The 12,723-nt window shown below is 70.1% G+C and carries 11 protein-coding genes; 9 read left to right on the forward strand and 2 right to left on the reverse strand.

The window, feature by feature from the left end; all coding sequences use genetic code 11:
- Window positions 1-49: 49 nt before the first annotated feature.
- The 9 genes from arsS to DFR39_RS12230 are packed head-to-tail and all read left to right on the forward strand — an operon-like array spanning window position 50 to window position 9,062.
- Complete coding sequence (arsS, locus tag DFR39_RS12190) at window positions 50-1,000, forward strand: arsenosugar biosynthesis radical SAM (seleno)protein ArsS (RefSeq protein WP_133603853.1); 951 nt, start codon at window positions 50-52, stop codon at window positions 998-1,000.
- Complete coding sequence (locus DFR39_RS12195) at window positions 997-3,147, forward strand: FAD-dependent oxidoreductase (RefSeq protein ID WP_133603854.1); 2,151 nt, start codon at window positions 997-999, stop codon at window positions 3,145-3,147. The genes arsS and DFR39_RS12195 overlap by 4 nt, the downstream gene beginning before the upstream one ends.
- A gap of 11 nt (window positions 3,148-3,158) precedes the next feature.
- Window positions 3,159-3,836 (forward strand): TIGR04283 family arsenosugar biosynthesis glycosyltransferase, encoded by a 678-nt coding sequence (locus DFR39_RS12200; protein ID WP_246030812.1) that lies wholly within the window; start codon window positions 3,159-3,161, stop codon window positions 3,834-3,836.
- Window positions 3,833-4,450, forward strand: coding sequence for a TIGR04282 family arsenosugar biosynthesis glycosyltransferase (locus DFR39_RS12205; protein WP_211343859.1), 618 nt, complete (start codon window positions 3,833-3,835; stop codon window positions 4,448-4,450). Before DFR39_RS12200 ends, DFR39_RS12205 begins: the two co-directional genes overlap by 4 nt.
- A complete protein-coding gene (locus DFR39_RS12210; protein ID WP_133603856.1) occupies window positions 4,447-5,583 on the forward strand; it encodes an FAD-dependent oxidoreductase in 1,137 nt (378 codons plus the stop codon). The genes DFR39_RS12205 and DFR39_RS12210 overlap by 4 nt, the downstream gene beginning before the upstream one ends.
- Complete coding sequence (locus DFR39_RS12215; RefSeq protein WP_133603857.1) at window positions 5,583-6,473, forward strand: phosphate/phosphite/phosphonate ABC transporter substrate-binding protein; 891 nt, start codon at window positions 5,583-5,585, stop codon at window positions 6,471-6,473. The genes DFR39_RS12210 and DFR39_RS12215 overlap by 1 nt, the downstream gene beginning before the upstream one ends.
- A 2-nt stretch (window positions 6,474-6,475) precedes the next feature.
- Window positions 6,476-7,318 carry a phosphonate ABC transporter, permease protein PhnE gene (gene phnE / locus DFR39_RS12220; protein ID WP_133603858.1) on the forward strand — a complete coding sequence of 281 codons (843 nt, stop codon included), beginning with the start codon at window positions 6,476-6,478 and terminating at the stop codon, window positions 7,316-7,318.
- Window positions 7,315-8,127, forward strand: coding sequence for a phosphonate ABC transporter ATP-binding protein (locus DFR39_RS12225; protein ID WP_133603859.1), 813 nt, complete (start codon window positions 7,315-7,317; stop codon window positions 8,125-8,127). The genes phnE and DFR39_RS12225 overlap by 4 nt, the downstream gene beginning before the upstream one ends.
- Window positions 8,112-9,062: a hypothetical protein gene (locus DFR39_RS12230; protein ID WP_133603860.1), complete on the forward strand. Its 951-nt coding sequence runs from the start codon at window positions 8,112-8,114 to the stop codon at window positions 9,060-9,062. The genes DFR39_RS12225 and DFR39_RS12230 overlap by 16 nt, the downstream gene beginning before the upstream one ends.
- Before the next feature lie 92 nt (window positions 9,063-9,154).
- On the opposite strand, the gene DFR39_RS12235 is transcribed toward DFR39_RS12230, so the two are convergent.
- Entirely contained in the window at window positions 9,155-10,045 is an 891-nt protein-coding gene (locus tag DFR39_RS12235; RefSeq protein WP_162849509.1) for a substrate-binding periplasmic protein, read from the reverse strand.
- A gap of 144 nt (window positions 10,046-10,189) precedes the next feature.
- Window positions 10,190-12,364, reverse strand: a complete 2,175-nt coding sequence (locus DFR39_RS12240; RefSeq protein ID WP_133603862.1) for a hypothetical protein — start codon at window positions 12,362-12,364, stop codon at window positions 10,190-10,192.
- Between the last annotated feature and the right edge of the window lie 359 nt (window positions 12,365-12,723).

Here is a 12,723-nt window from a genome sequence, read left to right on the forward strand (position 1 = left end):
CGGCGGGCGGCGTACTGGCATGCATCGCCCCCAGCACACGGACCGTCCCATGCATCCCACCTTGCCCCTGCTCCAGCATAGTGACTTCCCCGCGCTGCGCCGCCGCCCGCTGGAGACCTTGCAGGTCAATCTGGGCTACAAGTGCAACCAGAGCTGTGTGCACTGCCATGTGGCCGCCAGCCCGCAGCGCACCGAGATGATGGACGCGGGCACGGTGGACCTGGTCATCGAGGTGCTGGCCGCGCGCCGCATCCAGACCCTGGACCTCACCGGCGGCGCCCCCGAGCTGAACCCCGAGTTCCGCCGCCTGGTGCGGGCCGCCAGAGCGCTGGGCGTGCGCGTCATCGACCGCTGCAATCTGACCATCCTGTCCGAGCCCGGCCAGGAAGACCTGGCCGAGTTTCTGGCCGCCCAGCAGGTGGAGGTCACCGCCTCCCTGCCCTGCTACAGCCTGGAGCGGGTGGACCGCCAGCGCGGCGAGGGCGTGTTCGATCGCTCGATTGCCGGCCTGCAGGCGCTCAACCGCCTGGGCTATGGCGACGCCCACAGCAGCCTGGTGCTCAATCTGGTCTACAACCCGCAGGGGCCGGTGCTGCCCCCGCCCCAGGGCCCGTTGGAGGCCGACTACAAGCGCGAGCTGCTGCAGCACTTCGGCATCCGCTTCAACCAGCTGTTCGCGCTGACCAATATGCCCATCCAGCGCTTTGGCAGCAGCCTGATCAGCAAGGGCCAGTTCCAGCCCTATCTGCAGCTGCTCAAAGACAGCTTCCAGAGCGCCAATCTGGACACCGTGATGTGTCGCAGCCTGGTCAGCGTGGACTACCAGGGCCAGCTCTACGACTGCGACTTCAACCAGATGCTGGGCCTGCCGGCCCAGGCCCGCCATCTGCGCGAGCTGCTGGCCGCCGACAACGCGGGCCACCCCATCCGCGTGGCCCAGCACTGCTATGGCTGCACCGCGGGCCAGGGCTCCAGCTGCGGCGGGGCGCTGGCGGCATGAAGCGCCTGCTGCTGATCGCGGCGGCGCTGCTGGCGCTGCTGCTGGCCTCGCGGCACTACGGCCTGGCCGAGTGGCTGAGCCTGGACAATCTGAAGGCGCAACAACTGGCCCTGCAGGCCCAGGTGGCGGCCCAGCCGCTGCGCGCCGCGCTGCTCTTTTTTGCGCTCTATGTGGCGGTGACGGCGGTTTCCCTGCCCGGCGCGGCGGTGCTGACCCTGGCCGGGGGCGCGCTGTTCGGCTTTTGGCAGGGCTTGCTGCTGGTGTCCTTTGCCTCCTCGCTGGGCGCCTTGCTGGCCTTTCTGGTGGCACGCTATCTGCTGCGCGATGCGATACAGCGCCGCTTCGGCACAGGCCTGGCGCCGCTGAACGAAGGTGTGGCGCGCGACGGCCCGCTCTATCTGCTCAGCCTGCGCCTGGTGCCGCTATTCCCCTTCTGGCTGGTCAATCTGCTGATGGCGCTGACGCCCATGCGCGCCGCGCCCTTCTACGGCGTGTCCCAGATCGGCATGCTGCCCGGCACCGCGGTCTATGTGAATGCGGGCACCCAGCTGGCGGCCGTGGCGTCCCTGCGCGATGTGCTGTCGCCGCCCTTGCTCGCGTCCTTTGTCCTGCTCGGCCTCTTTCCCCTGCTGGCCAAGGGCCTGATGGCCTGGCTGCAGGCGCGCAAGGTCTACACCGGCTATGCCAAGCCCCGGCGCTTTGATCGCAACCTCATCGTGATTGGCGCGGGTGCGGGCGGCCTGGTGAGCAGCTATATCGCGGCCGCGGTCAAGGCCAAAGTGACCCTGGTCGAAGCCCACAAGATGGGCGGCGACTGCCTGAACTACGGCTGTGTGCCCAGCAAGGCCCTGATCCACTCGGCCAAGGCCGCCCAGGCGCTGCGCGAGGCGGCCGGATTTGGCCTGGGCCCGGTCGATGTGAAGGTGGACTTTGCCGCCGTGATGGAACGGGTGCAGCGCGTGGTGCGCGAGATCGAGCCGCACGACTCGCCCGCGCGCTACACCGGCCTGGGCGTGGATGTGGTGCAGGGCCGGGCGCGCCTGCTGGACCCCTGGACCGTGGAGATTGCGCGCGAGGAAGGCGGCCCGCAGCGCCTGACGGCGCGCCATATCGTCATCGCGACCGGCGCACGCCCGTTTGTGCCGCCCCTGCCCGGGCTGGACGAGGTGGGCTACTACACCTCGGACACGATCTGGCATCTGCGCGAGGCGCCGCGCCGCCTGCTGGTGCTGGGCGGCGGGCCGATTGGCTGCGAGCTCTCCCAGGCCTTTGCTCGGCTGGGCATCGCAGTGACCCAAGTGGAAATGGCGCCGCGCCTGATGGGGCGCGAGGACCCCGAGGTTTCGTCCCTGGTGCAGCAGGCCTTGGAGCGCGACGGCGTGCGCGTGCTCACAGGTCACCAAGCGCTGCGCGCCGAACGCCAGGGCGACGAGCGCCGCCTGTGGGTGAAGCAAGGCGACACCGAGCAGGCCATCGCCTTTGACGCGCTGCTGCTCGCCGTGGGCCGCGAGGCGCGTGTCAGCGGCTTTGGCCTGGAGGAGCTGGGCGTGCCGCTGACGCCGCGCAAGACGCTGGCGGTGAACGACAAGCTGCAATCGCTGAAGTTCCCCAATCTCTACGCGGTGGGCGATGTGGCCGGCCCCTATCAGTTCACCCACACCGCCGCGCACATGGCCTGGTATGCGGCGGTCAATGCACTGTTTGGCCGCTTCAAGCGCTTTGCGGTGGACTACTCCGTGGTGCCCTGGGTCAGCTTCACCGACCCGGAGCTGGCACGGGTGGGTCTGTCCGAGACCGAGGCCCGGGAACGCGGCCTTGCTTTTGAAGTGACGCGCTACGAACTGGACGATCTGGATCGCGCCATCACCGAAGACGCGGCGCACGGCTTTGTCAAAGTGCTTACCGCAGCGGGCAGCGACAAGATCCTGGGCGCCACCATCGTCGGCCGCCACGCCGGCGAGCTGCTGGCCGAGTTTGTGCTGGCCATGAAGCACGGCCTGGGGCTGAACAAGATCCTCGGCACCATCCACGCCTACCCCACCTGGGTGGAGGCCAATAAGTACGCGGCCGGTGCCTGGAAGCGGGCCCATGCGCCCGAGCGGCTGCTGGCCTGGGTTCAGCGCTACCACGCCTGGGAGCGCGGCTGATGCGTCCACCCATGAAGCACCTGAGCTTCATCATCCCCGTGCTCAACGAAGCCGCGCGCCTGCCCGCGCTGCTGGCGGCGCTGCAGCCGCTGCGCGAGCGCGGTGTGGAAATCATCGTGGCCGATGGCGGCTCGACCGACGGCAGCCCCGAGCTGGCGCGGCCTGGGGCCGACCACGTGCTGGTCGCGCCCCGCGGACGCGCCCGGCAGATGAACGCCGGGGCGGCCCAGGCCCGTGGCGAGGCCCTGCTGTTTCTGCATGCCGATACCGAGCTGCCCCCCGAGGCCGACCGCCTGCTGGGCGCCGCGCTGCAGGGCGGGGCGCATTGGGGGCGCTTTGATGTGCGCATCGAGGGGCGCTCGCGCTGGCTGCCCCTGGTGGCTTTCATGATGAACCGCCGCTCGCGCTGGACCGGCATCGCCACCGGCGACCAGGCCATGTTTGTGCGGCGCGAGCTGTTCGAGCGGCTGGGCGGCTTTCCGGACCAGCCGTTGATGGAAGACATCGAGCTCAGCCAGCGCCTGCTGGCGCAGGGCCTGAGGCCGGCCTGTCTGCGCGGCCCGGTGCGCACCTCGGGCCGGCGCTGGGATGAGCGCGGCGCCCTGCGCACCATTGTGCTGATGTGGGTTTTGCGCTGGCGCTACTGGCGCGGTGCTTCGGCCCAATCGATCTGGGAGGCCTACCGGTGATTCCCGCCTGCCTGACGGTGCTGGCCAAGGCGCCCGTGGCCGGTCTGGCCAAGACGCGGCTGATGCCTGCCCTGGGCGCCGAGGGCGCGGCCCGCCTGGCCGAGCGCCTGCTCGCGCACACCATGGCGCAGGCGGCTGAGGCAGGCTTTGTCCGCCTGCGCCTGCTGGGCGCGCCCGACTGTCGCCACCCGGCCCTGGCCCGCCATGCCGGGGTGGCCGAGCTGGGCGTGCAGTGCGAGGGCGATCTGGGCGCGCGCATGCATCGCGCCTTGCACGAGGGCCTGGGCCTGCAGCCGGCGGCGCTCATCATCGGCACCGATGCGCCCGCGCTGGATGCGGCGCGGCTGCGCGCGGCGGCGCTGGCGCTGCAAGACCATGATGCGGTGCTGATTCCGGCCCTGGACGGGGGCTATGCCTTGATCGGCCTGAGCGCCCGTGTGGGCGAGGTGCCGGCGAGTCTGTTTGCCGATATGGTGTGGAGCACCGCGACCGTGATGGCGCAGACCCGCGAGCGGCTGCGGGCGCTGGGCCTGCACTGGGCCGAGCTGGAGCCGGTGGCCGATATCGACGAGCCCGCCGATCTGGCCCGTCTGCCTGCGGGCTGGTTGGCATGAGCGTGGCGGGTCATCCAGACCGTCTGCTGCTGCTGGGCGGTGGCCACAGCCATGCGCTGACCCTGCTGGACTGGGTGCGACGGCCGCTGGCCTCGGCCGGGCTGGAGATTGTCCTGCTCAGCCCCAATCGCTACAGCCTGTACTCCGGCCTGGTGCCGGCCTGGATGGCGGGCCGCATCCCGCAAGAGGCCTTGCAGATCGATTTGGCCGCCCTGTGCCGGGCGGCCGGTGCGCGGCTGCTGATCGGCGAGGCCCAGGCCCTGGACCCGGCGCAGCAGCGTTTGCAGCTCAGCAGCGGCGAGTGGCTGGGCTACCGGCTGCTCTCGGTCAATACCGGCTCCACCTTGCGGGCGCCCGAACATGCGGGCCCTTGCCTGAGCCTGCGTCCGCTGGCCCGGCTGCTGCAGGACTGGCCGCTGTTCCTGCACGCCTGGCAGCAGGGCAGCGGGCCCATGGGCCTGGACGCGGTGGGCGGTGGCGCGGCCGGGGTGGAGGTGCTGCTGGCCGCGCTGCAGCGCTTGCGCCGGCTGCGGCCCGACCGGCCGGTGCAAGCACGCTTGTTCAGCGCTTCGGAGCGGCTCTTGATGGGACATCCGGTGGGTGCGGCGCGCCGCGCCGAGGCCGCCCTGCGCCGGGCCGGTGTGCAGCTCATGCTGGGCCGACGCTGGCAGCCGGTTGACAGCCCGGCCCAGCACGGCCTGCTGTGGGCGGCCGGTGCTCAGCCGCCGGAGTGGCTGGCGCGCTCGGGGCTGGCGCTCAGCGCCGAGGGCTATCTGGCCGTGGAAGCGACGCTGCAAAGCCGCTCGCAGGCCACAGTGTTTGCCGCTGGTGATAGCGCGGCCTTGGCGCCGGCGCTTGACAAGTCGGGCGTGCGCGCCGTGCGCATGGCCTCCACGCTGGCGCACAACCTGCGCGCTGCCTGGCGCGGCGAGGCGCTGCAGGTGCACAGGCCGCAGTCCGCAGTGCTGGCCTTGCTGGCCCTGCCCGATGGCAGCGCCATCGCTAGCCACGCGCGATGGGGCTCGGCCCAGGGCCGCTGGGTCGGGCGCTGGAAAGACGCGCTCGACCACGCCTTCATGAATCGCTTTACCCCCGAGGCCCTGGCCTCTCTCGCCTCTCAAGGAGCTTCCTGATGTCCCTGCTGCGCCGCGGCCTTGCCGCCTTTCTGCTGACCCTGCCGCTGCTGAGCCTGGCCCAGAGCGATGCGACTAAACCGCTGGTCTTCGGGGTGGGCCTGTTCCAGCCCGATCGCGAGAAGAACGATGCCACCTATCGGCCCTTGGCCGAGCATCTGGCGCAGCGCCTGGGGCGGCCGGTGCAGCTGCGCACCGTGGACAGCTGGGAAGGCCTGGCGCGCAGCCTGGCCAGCGGCGACACCGATATCGCCCTGCTCGGCCCCTGGGGCTATGTGCTGGCCCATCACGAGGCCGGTGCGCAGGCCGTGGCCACCATCTTGTACGAGGGCAAGCCGGAATACCACGCCCTGATCGTCACGCATCCGGGCTCGGGCCTGAGCAGCGCCCAAGACTTGCTGGGCCCCAAGGGCAAGGGGCGCAGCTTCGCCTTTGGCGACAAGGGCTCCACCTCGGGCTATCTGATCCCGCTGCATTTCTTCATGCAGCAGGGCGTGGACCCGGAGAAGCACTTTGGCCGCGTGCTCTACACCAAGCATCAGGCGATCGAAACCCAGGTGGCCGCCGGCCAGCTGGATGCCGGCGCCGACTACAACCGCAACCGCAATGCCATGATCGACCAGGGCTTGATCAAGGCCGAACAAAGCCGCGTGATCTGGCAGTCACCCGCCCTGCCCAACGATGCGGTGGCGGTGCGCGTCGGCCTGCATGGCGACCGGGCCTTTGTGCAAGGCCTGCAAGCGGCGCTGACCGAGATCGGGCCGCTGCTGGCCAGCCGGCCGCAGCTGCTGCCCGCGCGCTACACCGGCTTTGTGGCGGCGGACAACAGCGTCTACAAGCCCATCCGCGATGCCGGCCTGGCCACCGGCAAGCTCAGCCCCAAGCGCTGACCATGAGCCTGCGCCGCTTCGCCCTGGTCTATCTGCTGCTCCTGGCCGCCTGCCTGGGCAGCTTGGTCGCGCAGGGAGATCTCAGTCTGGGGCGCAGCCCCTGGGAGAACCTGAGCCGCACCCTGGGCGACTTTGCGCAGCCCAGCTTTCTGGACCTGTGGTTCGGCCCAGAGCGCCTGGAGTACCGCAGCGAAGACGGCACCCTGCTGCGCGTGGAGGACCGCCGCGCCGTGGAGGCCAACTTCCTCTGGGCCGTGGGCCGCGGCGTTTGGGTGACCTTGCAGATTGCCACGCTGGGCTCCCTGCTGGCGGCCCTGCTGGCCCTGCCGCTGGCTTTGCTGGCGGCGCGCAATCTGCGCGCGCCGCGCTGGGCGCAGCGGGTCGCGCGCGCTGTGCTCGACGCCACGCGCGCGGTGCACACCCTGGTGTTCGGCCTGCTGCTGGTCGGCATTGTGGGCCTGGGGCCCATGGCGGGCATCCTGGCCATTGCGCTGCATAGCCTGGGCAGCTACGGCAAGCTGTTTGCCGAGAGCATCGAGTCCCTGGACATGGCGGCGGTGGAGGCGGTGCGCGCCACGGGTGCCACGCCGCTGCAGGTCTTCGGCCGCGCCGTGCTGCCCCAGGTGGCGCCGCAGTTCGTGGGCCATCATCTCTATGTCTGGGAATTCAATATTCGCGACTCCACGGTGCTCGGTCTGATTGGTGCCGGTGGTTTGGGTCTGCTGATCAGCGAGGCCGTCAGCCTGTTTCAGTGGAGCCGGCTGGCCACGCTGCTGATCGTGGTCATTGCCCTGGTGGTGTCGTTTGATGCGCTGTCTCGCCGTCTGCGGGAGGCCTTGCTGTGAGCGTTCATGTCGAAGCCCTGCGCCTGGAGTTGGGGGAGCGCTGCCTGCTCGCCATTCCGCATCTGCACATCGCCCCGGGTGAGCGCGTGGCCCTGGTGGGCCCCAATGGCGCGGGCAAGAGCACCCTGCTGCGCCTGCTGGGCGGCCAGGCGCCGGCGCCCTGGCAGGGGAGGCTGCAGGTGCTGGGGCAGACGGTGACCTCCGGCGCCGCCCTGCCGCGCGATCTGCGTCAGCGTGTGGCCATGGTGCACCAGGGTCTGCACCTGGTCGATCGCCTGAGCGCGCGCGACAACCTCTTGATCGGCGCGCTGTCCCGCTGCCAGGGCTGGGCCGGCTGGCGCGCGGGCTTGGCCGGGCACTACCCGGCCGCCATCGCGGCGCAGGCCGATGCCTGGCTGCAGCGGCTGGGCCTGAGCGCGCTGGCGCAGCACCGGGTGGACCGACTCTCGGGCGGCGAGCGGCAGCGGGTGGCCGTCGGCCGTGCCGCCCTGCAGCGGCCCGAGCTGCTGCTGGCCGATGAGGCCACCGCCCAGCTGGACCCGCAAGCCAGCGCTCAGGCCTGCCAATGGCTGGATCAGGCGGTCGCCAGGGGCAGCCTGATCTCGGTGGTGCATCAGCTGGACTTGCTGCCGCGCCTGGCCAGCCGGGTGATCGGCCTGCGGGCAGGGCGCGTGGTGCTGGACCGGGCCGTGGACGACAGCCCCTCGCTGCAGCAGGCGCTGCGCGAGCTCTACGCCAGCGAGCCCGATGTCCACCCCTTTGATGGCGCAGGCGCCCAGGAAGGAGCTCACGCATGGGTCAGGGCCTGAAGACCGAGGCGGCCGAAGCCGGGCGCCTATGCCCCATGGACTACCGCTACCGGCCCGAGGACATTGCGGCCGCGCCCACGCTGCCGGCCTTGCAGCAGCTGGATGCGTTGTGGGTGGTGGGCGGCTTGTATGGCAACCGCGAAGCCCTGGATGCGCTGCTGGGGGCCTACCGCGCCGATCCCGCGCGACGTAAGGCCCTGGTGTTCAACGGCGACTTCCATTGGTTCGATGCCGAGCCCGCATGGTTTGCCGAGATCCAGGCCGAGGTCGATTGCCATCTGGCGACCCGCGGCAATGTGGAGACCGAGCTGGCCCGGGAATCCATTGGCGCGGCGGGCTGTGGCTGCGCCTATCCCGAGGAGGTGAGCGAGGCCACGGTGCAGCACAGCAACCGCATCATCGAGCGTCTGCATGCCGTGCTGCCCGAGGCCCAGCGGCGTCGCCTGGCGGACTTGCCGCGCTTTGTGCGAGCGGAAGTGGCGGGTCTGGCTGTGGCCATCGTGCACGGTGATGCGCACTCCCTGGCCGGATGGAATTTCTCGCGCGAAGCCTTGCAGAGCGCCCAAGCCCGGCAAGCGGCGCAAGCCGCCTGCGACGCCGCCCAGGTGCGTGTCTTTGCCAGCAGCCACACCTGCCTGCCCGTGGTGAGCGACCTGGGTGGCGGACAGCACTGGGTGATCAACAACGGCGCGGCCGGCATGCCCAACGCCCCCGGCGCCCTGCACGGCTTGTGCACCCGCATTGCCGGCACGGCGCCGAAGGAAGCGATTGAGCATCGCCATTCAGGTGCGCTGCATCTGAGCCTGCAAGCCATCTACTACGACCAAGACGCCTGGTGGCGCCGCTTCGAACGCTGCTGGCCGCCGGGCAGCGATGCCCATGAGTCCTATGCGGCGCGAATGCGCCAGGGCCCGCTGCTCTGCGCAAGCCGATGAAGCGCCGATGCTGATGGCGCCTCCTGCTGAAACTGGCCTGCGACGATGCCTTGGACCCACTTTGGGAGAAGGCTTGGTGCGACAAGCGGTGCTTAGTTCGGGCGTTGATGCGGCCGGCCCCGAGCCGGCGCAGCGTATGGTGTGGCGCGGCCCGATGGAGTCGACTTCAGGTAGATCAGTCGGCGCTTCTTGAGCTGGGCCCGGGCGATGGTGTCTGCGAAGTGGGCCCGGAACAGGGCCTCGAAGGAGCCGTCGCTGCGCATCCGCTTGAGGCCTTGCTCGAAGCGGCGCCGCAGCTCCGTGTCGTCCTTGTGGAACATCAGGTAGACCGGGTTGGGATAGACCAGGGCCAGATGCGGGTCGACCATCAGATGGCGCTTGTCGGCGTGCTGCTCCAGCTCGGCCCAGGCCTCATGCAGGCCGCGGTGGAAGTAGTGGAAGCGGCCCGCCTCCAGCATGGCCAGCAGGGTTTCGGCGTTGCCGGCACCCATGACGGGCAGGCGGTTGAGCTCGAACAGGCGGTAGTCGCTCCACTGGCTGCCGAAGCCGCCCTGGAGCTGGCGCAGGTCGTCCAGGCTGCGCACCTTGGCAAACAAGGCCTGATCGCGGCGGTTGATCAGCAGCAGGCGATAGCCCAGCATGCCCTGGTGCAGATCAAAGGGAATCGCGTCGAACTCCGCCAGGCGCTCGGCGGTCGGCGGCATATAGACCAGATGAACCTTGCGCTCTCGCAGCAGGGCCAGGCAGCGCTCCTGAGTGGGGTCGGGGCCTTCGGCAAAGGCTTGCAGGTCCAGCGCCGGTTCGCCGGGCAGCTGTGTCCTGTGCAGGATCTGGCGCACCAGGGCCATGCGGTAGGCGTAGCGGGCCGTATCGCTCTGGCAGACCCGCAGCGCCGAGGCACTGGCCGAGCTTGTGGCCAGTGACAGGAAGAGTGGGAGGAGGAGTGCGCCAAGCGAGGCCAAGCCTCTGAGCTTGCGGATCATTGGATGCTTCATCAGGCACCAACGCCGGATGCACGGGAATCGAAATCGCGCGCAGTCTAAGCGAGCAGATCTAGGCTTTTTGTGTCAGCACGCCCCCGGCATGTATCAAATTGCGCGCCGGCCCCTGCCGACGCATGACGCAATTCAAGGCAGGGGCGGACGCAGCGCCACCAGTGTGCCGCCATGGCGGGCCAGCAGCAGGAGCTTGGGTTCGTCCCACCACAGCGCATCGATCCAGGGCGAGTCGCCATCGGGACGGCCCTGTTGCTCCCAGCGCAGCGCCGACTGTTCGCCCTCGCGCAGTTGGTACAGGGTCAGGCGGGCGCCGGCCAGTGAGACGGCACGGCCCTGGCCCAGATCCACCAGCTGACCCACATTGGCGGAGGCGCCGGACACCCCATCCCACAGCAGCAGCCGGCCGTCCTGCTCGGCCCGTACCGAGTCGTAGCGGCCGGCGCTCCAGCGCGGCCCGGCGCGCACGCCGCGCTCTTCGCGCTCGATGTTGTCAATGGCGGCGGGACCGGGCATCAGTTCGTGCCAGCCGATCGCCGAGTTGTGGCCATCGTCGCCCTCGAACCAAGGCATGCCGACTCCTTGGGCGATGCCCTTGCGCTGGGCTGCTTGGGTCCAGCGCCCGCTGGCGTCCGTGCGGTACAGGTGCTGCTCGGCCTGCTTGCCTTTGACCCAGCGCGCCAGCACCTGGTCACCCAGCCAGACCGCCGTGACGACACGCCAGCCCGGGCGTTGCTCCAGGGTCTGGCGGGCCTTGGGGTCCCATTGCGCGGCAAAGGGGCGCAGGCTCAGGGTGTCGCCCTGCCAGTTCAGAAACTGGGCCCGCGCAAAGCTGGGCGTGCTGCAAACGCCGGTGGGGCGCGGGGTGGGCCAGCGGGCCAGCAGCTTGCCGGTGCCGGGGTCGAGCTGGTGCAGCTCATCGCCCTGGTCCACAAAGAGCTGCCCCTGGGGACTCAGGCCCCAGCGCCGCGGTGTGCGGTCCGGGTGCTGGTAGTCGGCGTACCAGTCGAGGCGATTGCAGGGGCCCTTGCGCGCCTCGTCCCAGGCCTTGCGGGGGTCCAGCTCCAAGGTCCACAGGATCTTGCCGGGCTGGGCAATGCGCTCCGGCTGGCGCGCCAGCGGGGCCTCCTTGGCCTCACGGCAAGGGGCGGTCGGGCTGGTTTCGCGGGGCGCAAGCGCCGCCACGGCCGGCGGCAGGGGCAGGTTCTGCCAGGGCTGCAGGCGCCAGGGGCTGTGGTCGTACTGCTCGCCGGAGCGTTGCACGGCGCTGGCCCGGCGCAGCAGCAGGCCTTGGGCATGGGCCTGCACGGCCACGCCTTGCGCGCCCCGGGGCAGCGGCAGCTCACTGATGTGCAGGGTGCGGCCGGTGCGAGCGTCCAGCCACAGCAGGCGCTGGGTCTTGGCCTGGGTGGGCGCTGCCAGCACGGCCAGCCAGCGGCCCAGGGGGTCGGCGCTCAGGCTCTCGATGGCAGCCTCGTTCTTCAGCGGCCAGCTGTGTACGCGCACCGGGCAGCTGTGGGTGTCCAGCGCCTGCACCTCGCCCTGGGCGTCCAGCCAGAACTGTTGCCAGGCGCTGGCGCTGTGCAGGTGCTGGCGCAGCTCACCCAGGTGGCCCGCACGCTGGGCCTCGTTCCACAAGGCGCCGCTGCGCAGATCCCAGCGGCTCCATTGCAGGCTGCTCGGACCGGGGATGTCCTCCCAGGCCTCGCCGCGCTCTTGTGTGAGCACCGCCAGGCGCTGGCCATCGTCTTCAAAGCGCAGCGCCACGGCCGGAAGCGCCGGCCAGAGCGTGCGCATCGGTTTCTTCTTGTTGCGCAGGTCCAGCACCGTGACGGATTGATCGCCCTCCGAGCCGCTGTGTGCCAGCAACTGTCCGTCGGCGGAGACCGCCAGCGCGCCGGAGAAATAGCTGGGTAAATCGTCCGAGCCGGCCTCGTCAAGCGCTGGGCATTTGGCACCGGGCTCGGTCTGGCGCTTGGGTGTGGGGCCGCTGAAGTCCACCTGCAGCAGGCAGCCGTTTTCGCCCAGGACCCAGACCTTCAGGCCTGGGCCATGGCTGGCCACGGCTCGCACCCCGGGGCCGAGCTGGATACGCTGCACCGTCGGCTTGCTCGCTTGGGCCTCGCGCAGCAACTCACCCTGAGGGTTCACGCTGACACGCCAGGCGCCGTCGGCGGAGACCCAGACCGGTCGGTGAGAGAAGACATACTCTGCATGAGCCTCAGCCTCTGAGGTGGGGCCGGCGGCGTGCAGTGGGTGCAGGAGCCCGCCGAGCAGCAGCACGGTGCCGATCTTCAGGAGGTGCATGGGGTGTGTGACGGGCGACAAGCCACCCGGACTCATTACCCCCCAGCGGGTCGAGGGCTGCTTGGATGGTCCGGCTCGCCGGTACGGGGTCATAGGATGAATTGGGCGGGAACAGATGGACGAGATGATATGGGCAAGGGGCTAGCGCGCTAGAAGGGCGATAGACACAGGCCCGGAACCTGACGTCGTGACCTGAGCTGGCGGCGCCCGCGGCCAACCGACCCTCGTGCCTCAATGGTCGAAGTGCAGCTTCAGCACCGCATGCCCCGCCCCCAGGCTGGTGCTGCTGAGCTTGTCGGCCAGGTGGCGGATCAGGACGCCGGAGACGCGGGCCATGGCGGCGTCGAGCTGGCGTTCCA

Origin of the sequence: Roseateles asaccharophilus, assembly GCF_004362405.1 — a bacterium.
Classification (GTDB): Bacteria; Pseudomonadota; Gammaproteobacteria; order Burkholderiales; family Burkholderiaceae_C; genus Kinneretia; species Kinneretia asaccharophila.

What these genes read in the sequence shown, in the direction of transcription:
- arsS (WP_133603853.1), top strand. Translation starts at nt 50, where the DNA reads ATGCATCCCACCTTGCCCCTGCTCCAGCATAGTGACTTCCCCGCGCTG.
- DFR39_RS12195 (WP_133603854.1), top strand. Translation starts at nt 997, where the DNA reads ATGAAGCGCCTGCTGCTGATCGCGGCGGCGCTGCTGGCGCTGCTGCTG.
- DFR39_RS12200 (WP_246030812.1), top strand. Translation starts at nt 3,159, where the DNA reads ATGAAGCACCTGAGCTTCATCATCCCCGTGCTCAACGAAGCCGCGCGC.
- DFR39_RS12210 (WP_133603856.1), top strand. Translation starts at nt 4,447, where the DNA reads ATGAGCGTGGCGGGTCATCCAGACCGTCTGCTGCTGCTGGGCGGTGGC.
- DFR39_RS12215 (WP_133603857.1), top strand. Translation starts at nt 5,583, where the DNA reads ATGTCCCTGCTGCGCCGCGGCCTTGCCGCCTTTCTGCTGACCCTGCCG.
- phnE (WP_133603858.1), top strand. Translation starts at nt 6,476, where the DNA reads ATGAGCCTGCGCCGCTTCGCCCTGGTCTATCTGCTGCTCCTGGCCGCC.
- DFR39_RS12230 (WP_133603860.1), top strand. Translation starts at nt 8,112, where the DNA reads ATGGGTCAGGGCCTGAAGACCGAGGCGGCCGAAGCCGGGCGCCTATGC.
- DFR39_RS12235 (WP_162849509.1), bottom strand. Translation starts at nt 10,045, where the DNA reads ATGATCCGCAAGCTCAGAGGCTTGGCCTCGCTTGGCGCACTCCTCCTC.
- DFR39_RS12240 (WP_133603862.1), bottom strand. Translation starts at nt 12,364, where the DNA reads ATGCACCTCCTGAAGATCGGCACCGTGCTGCTGCTCGGCGGGCTCCTG.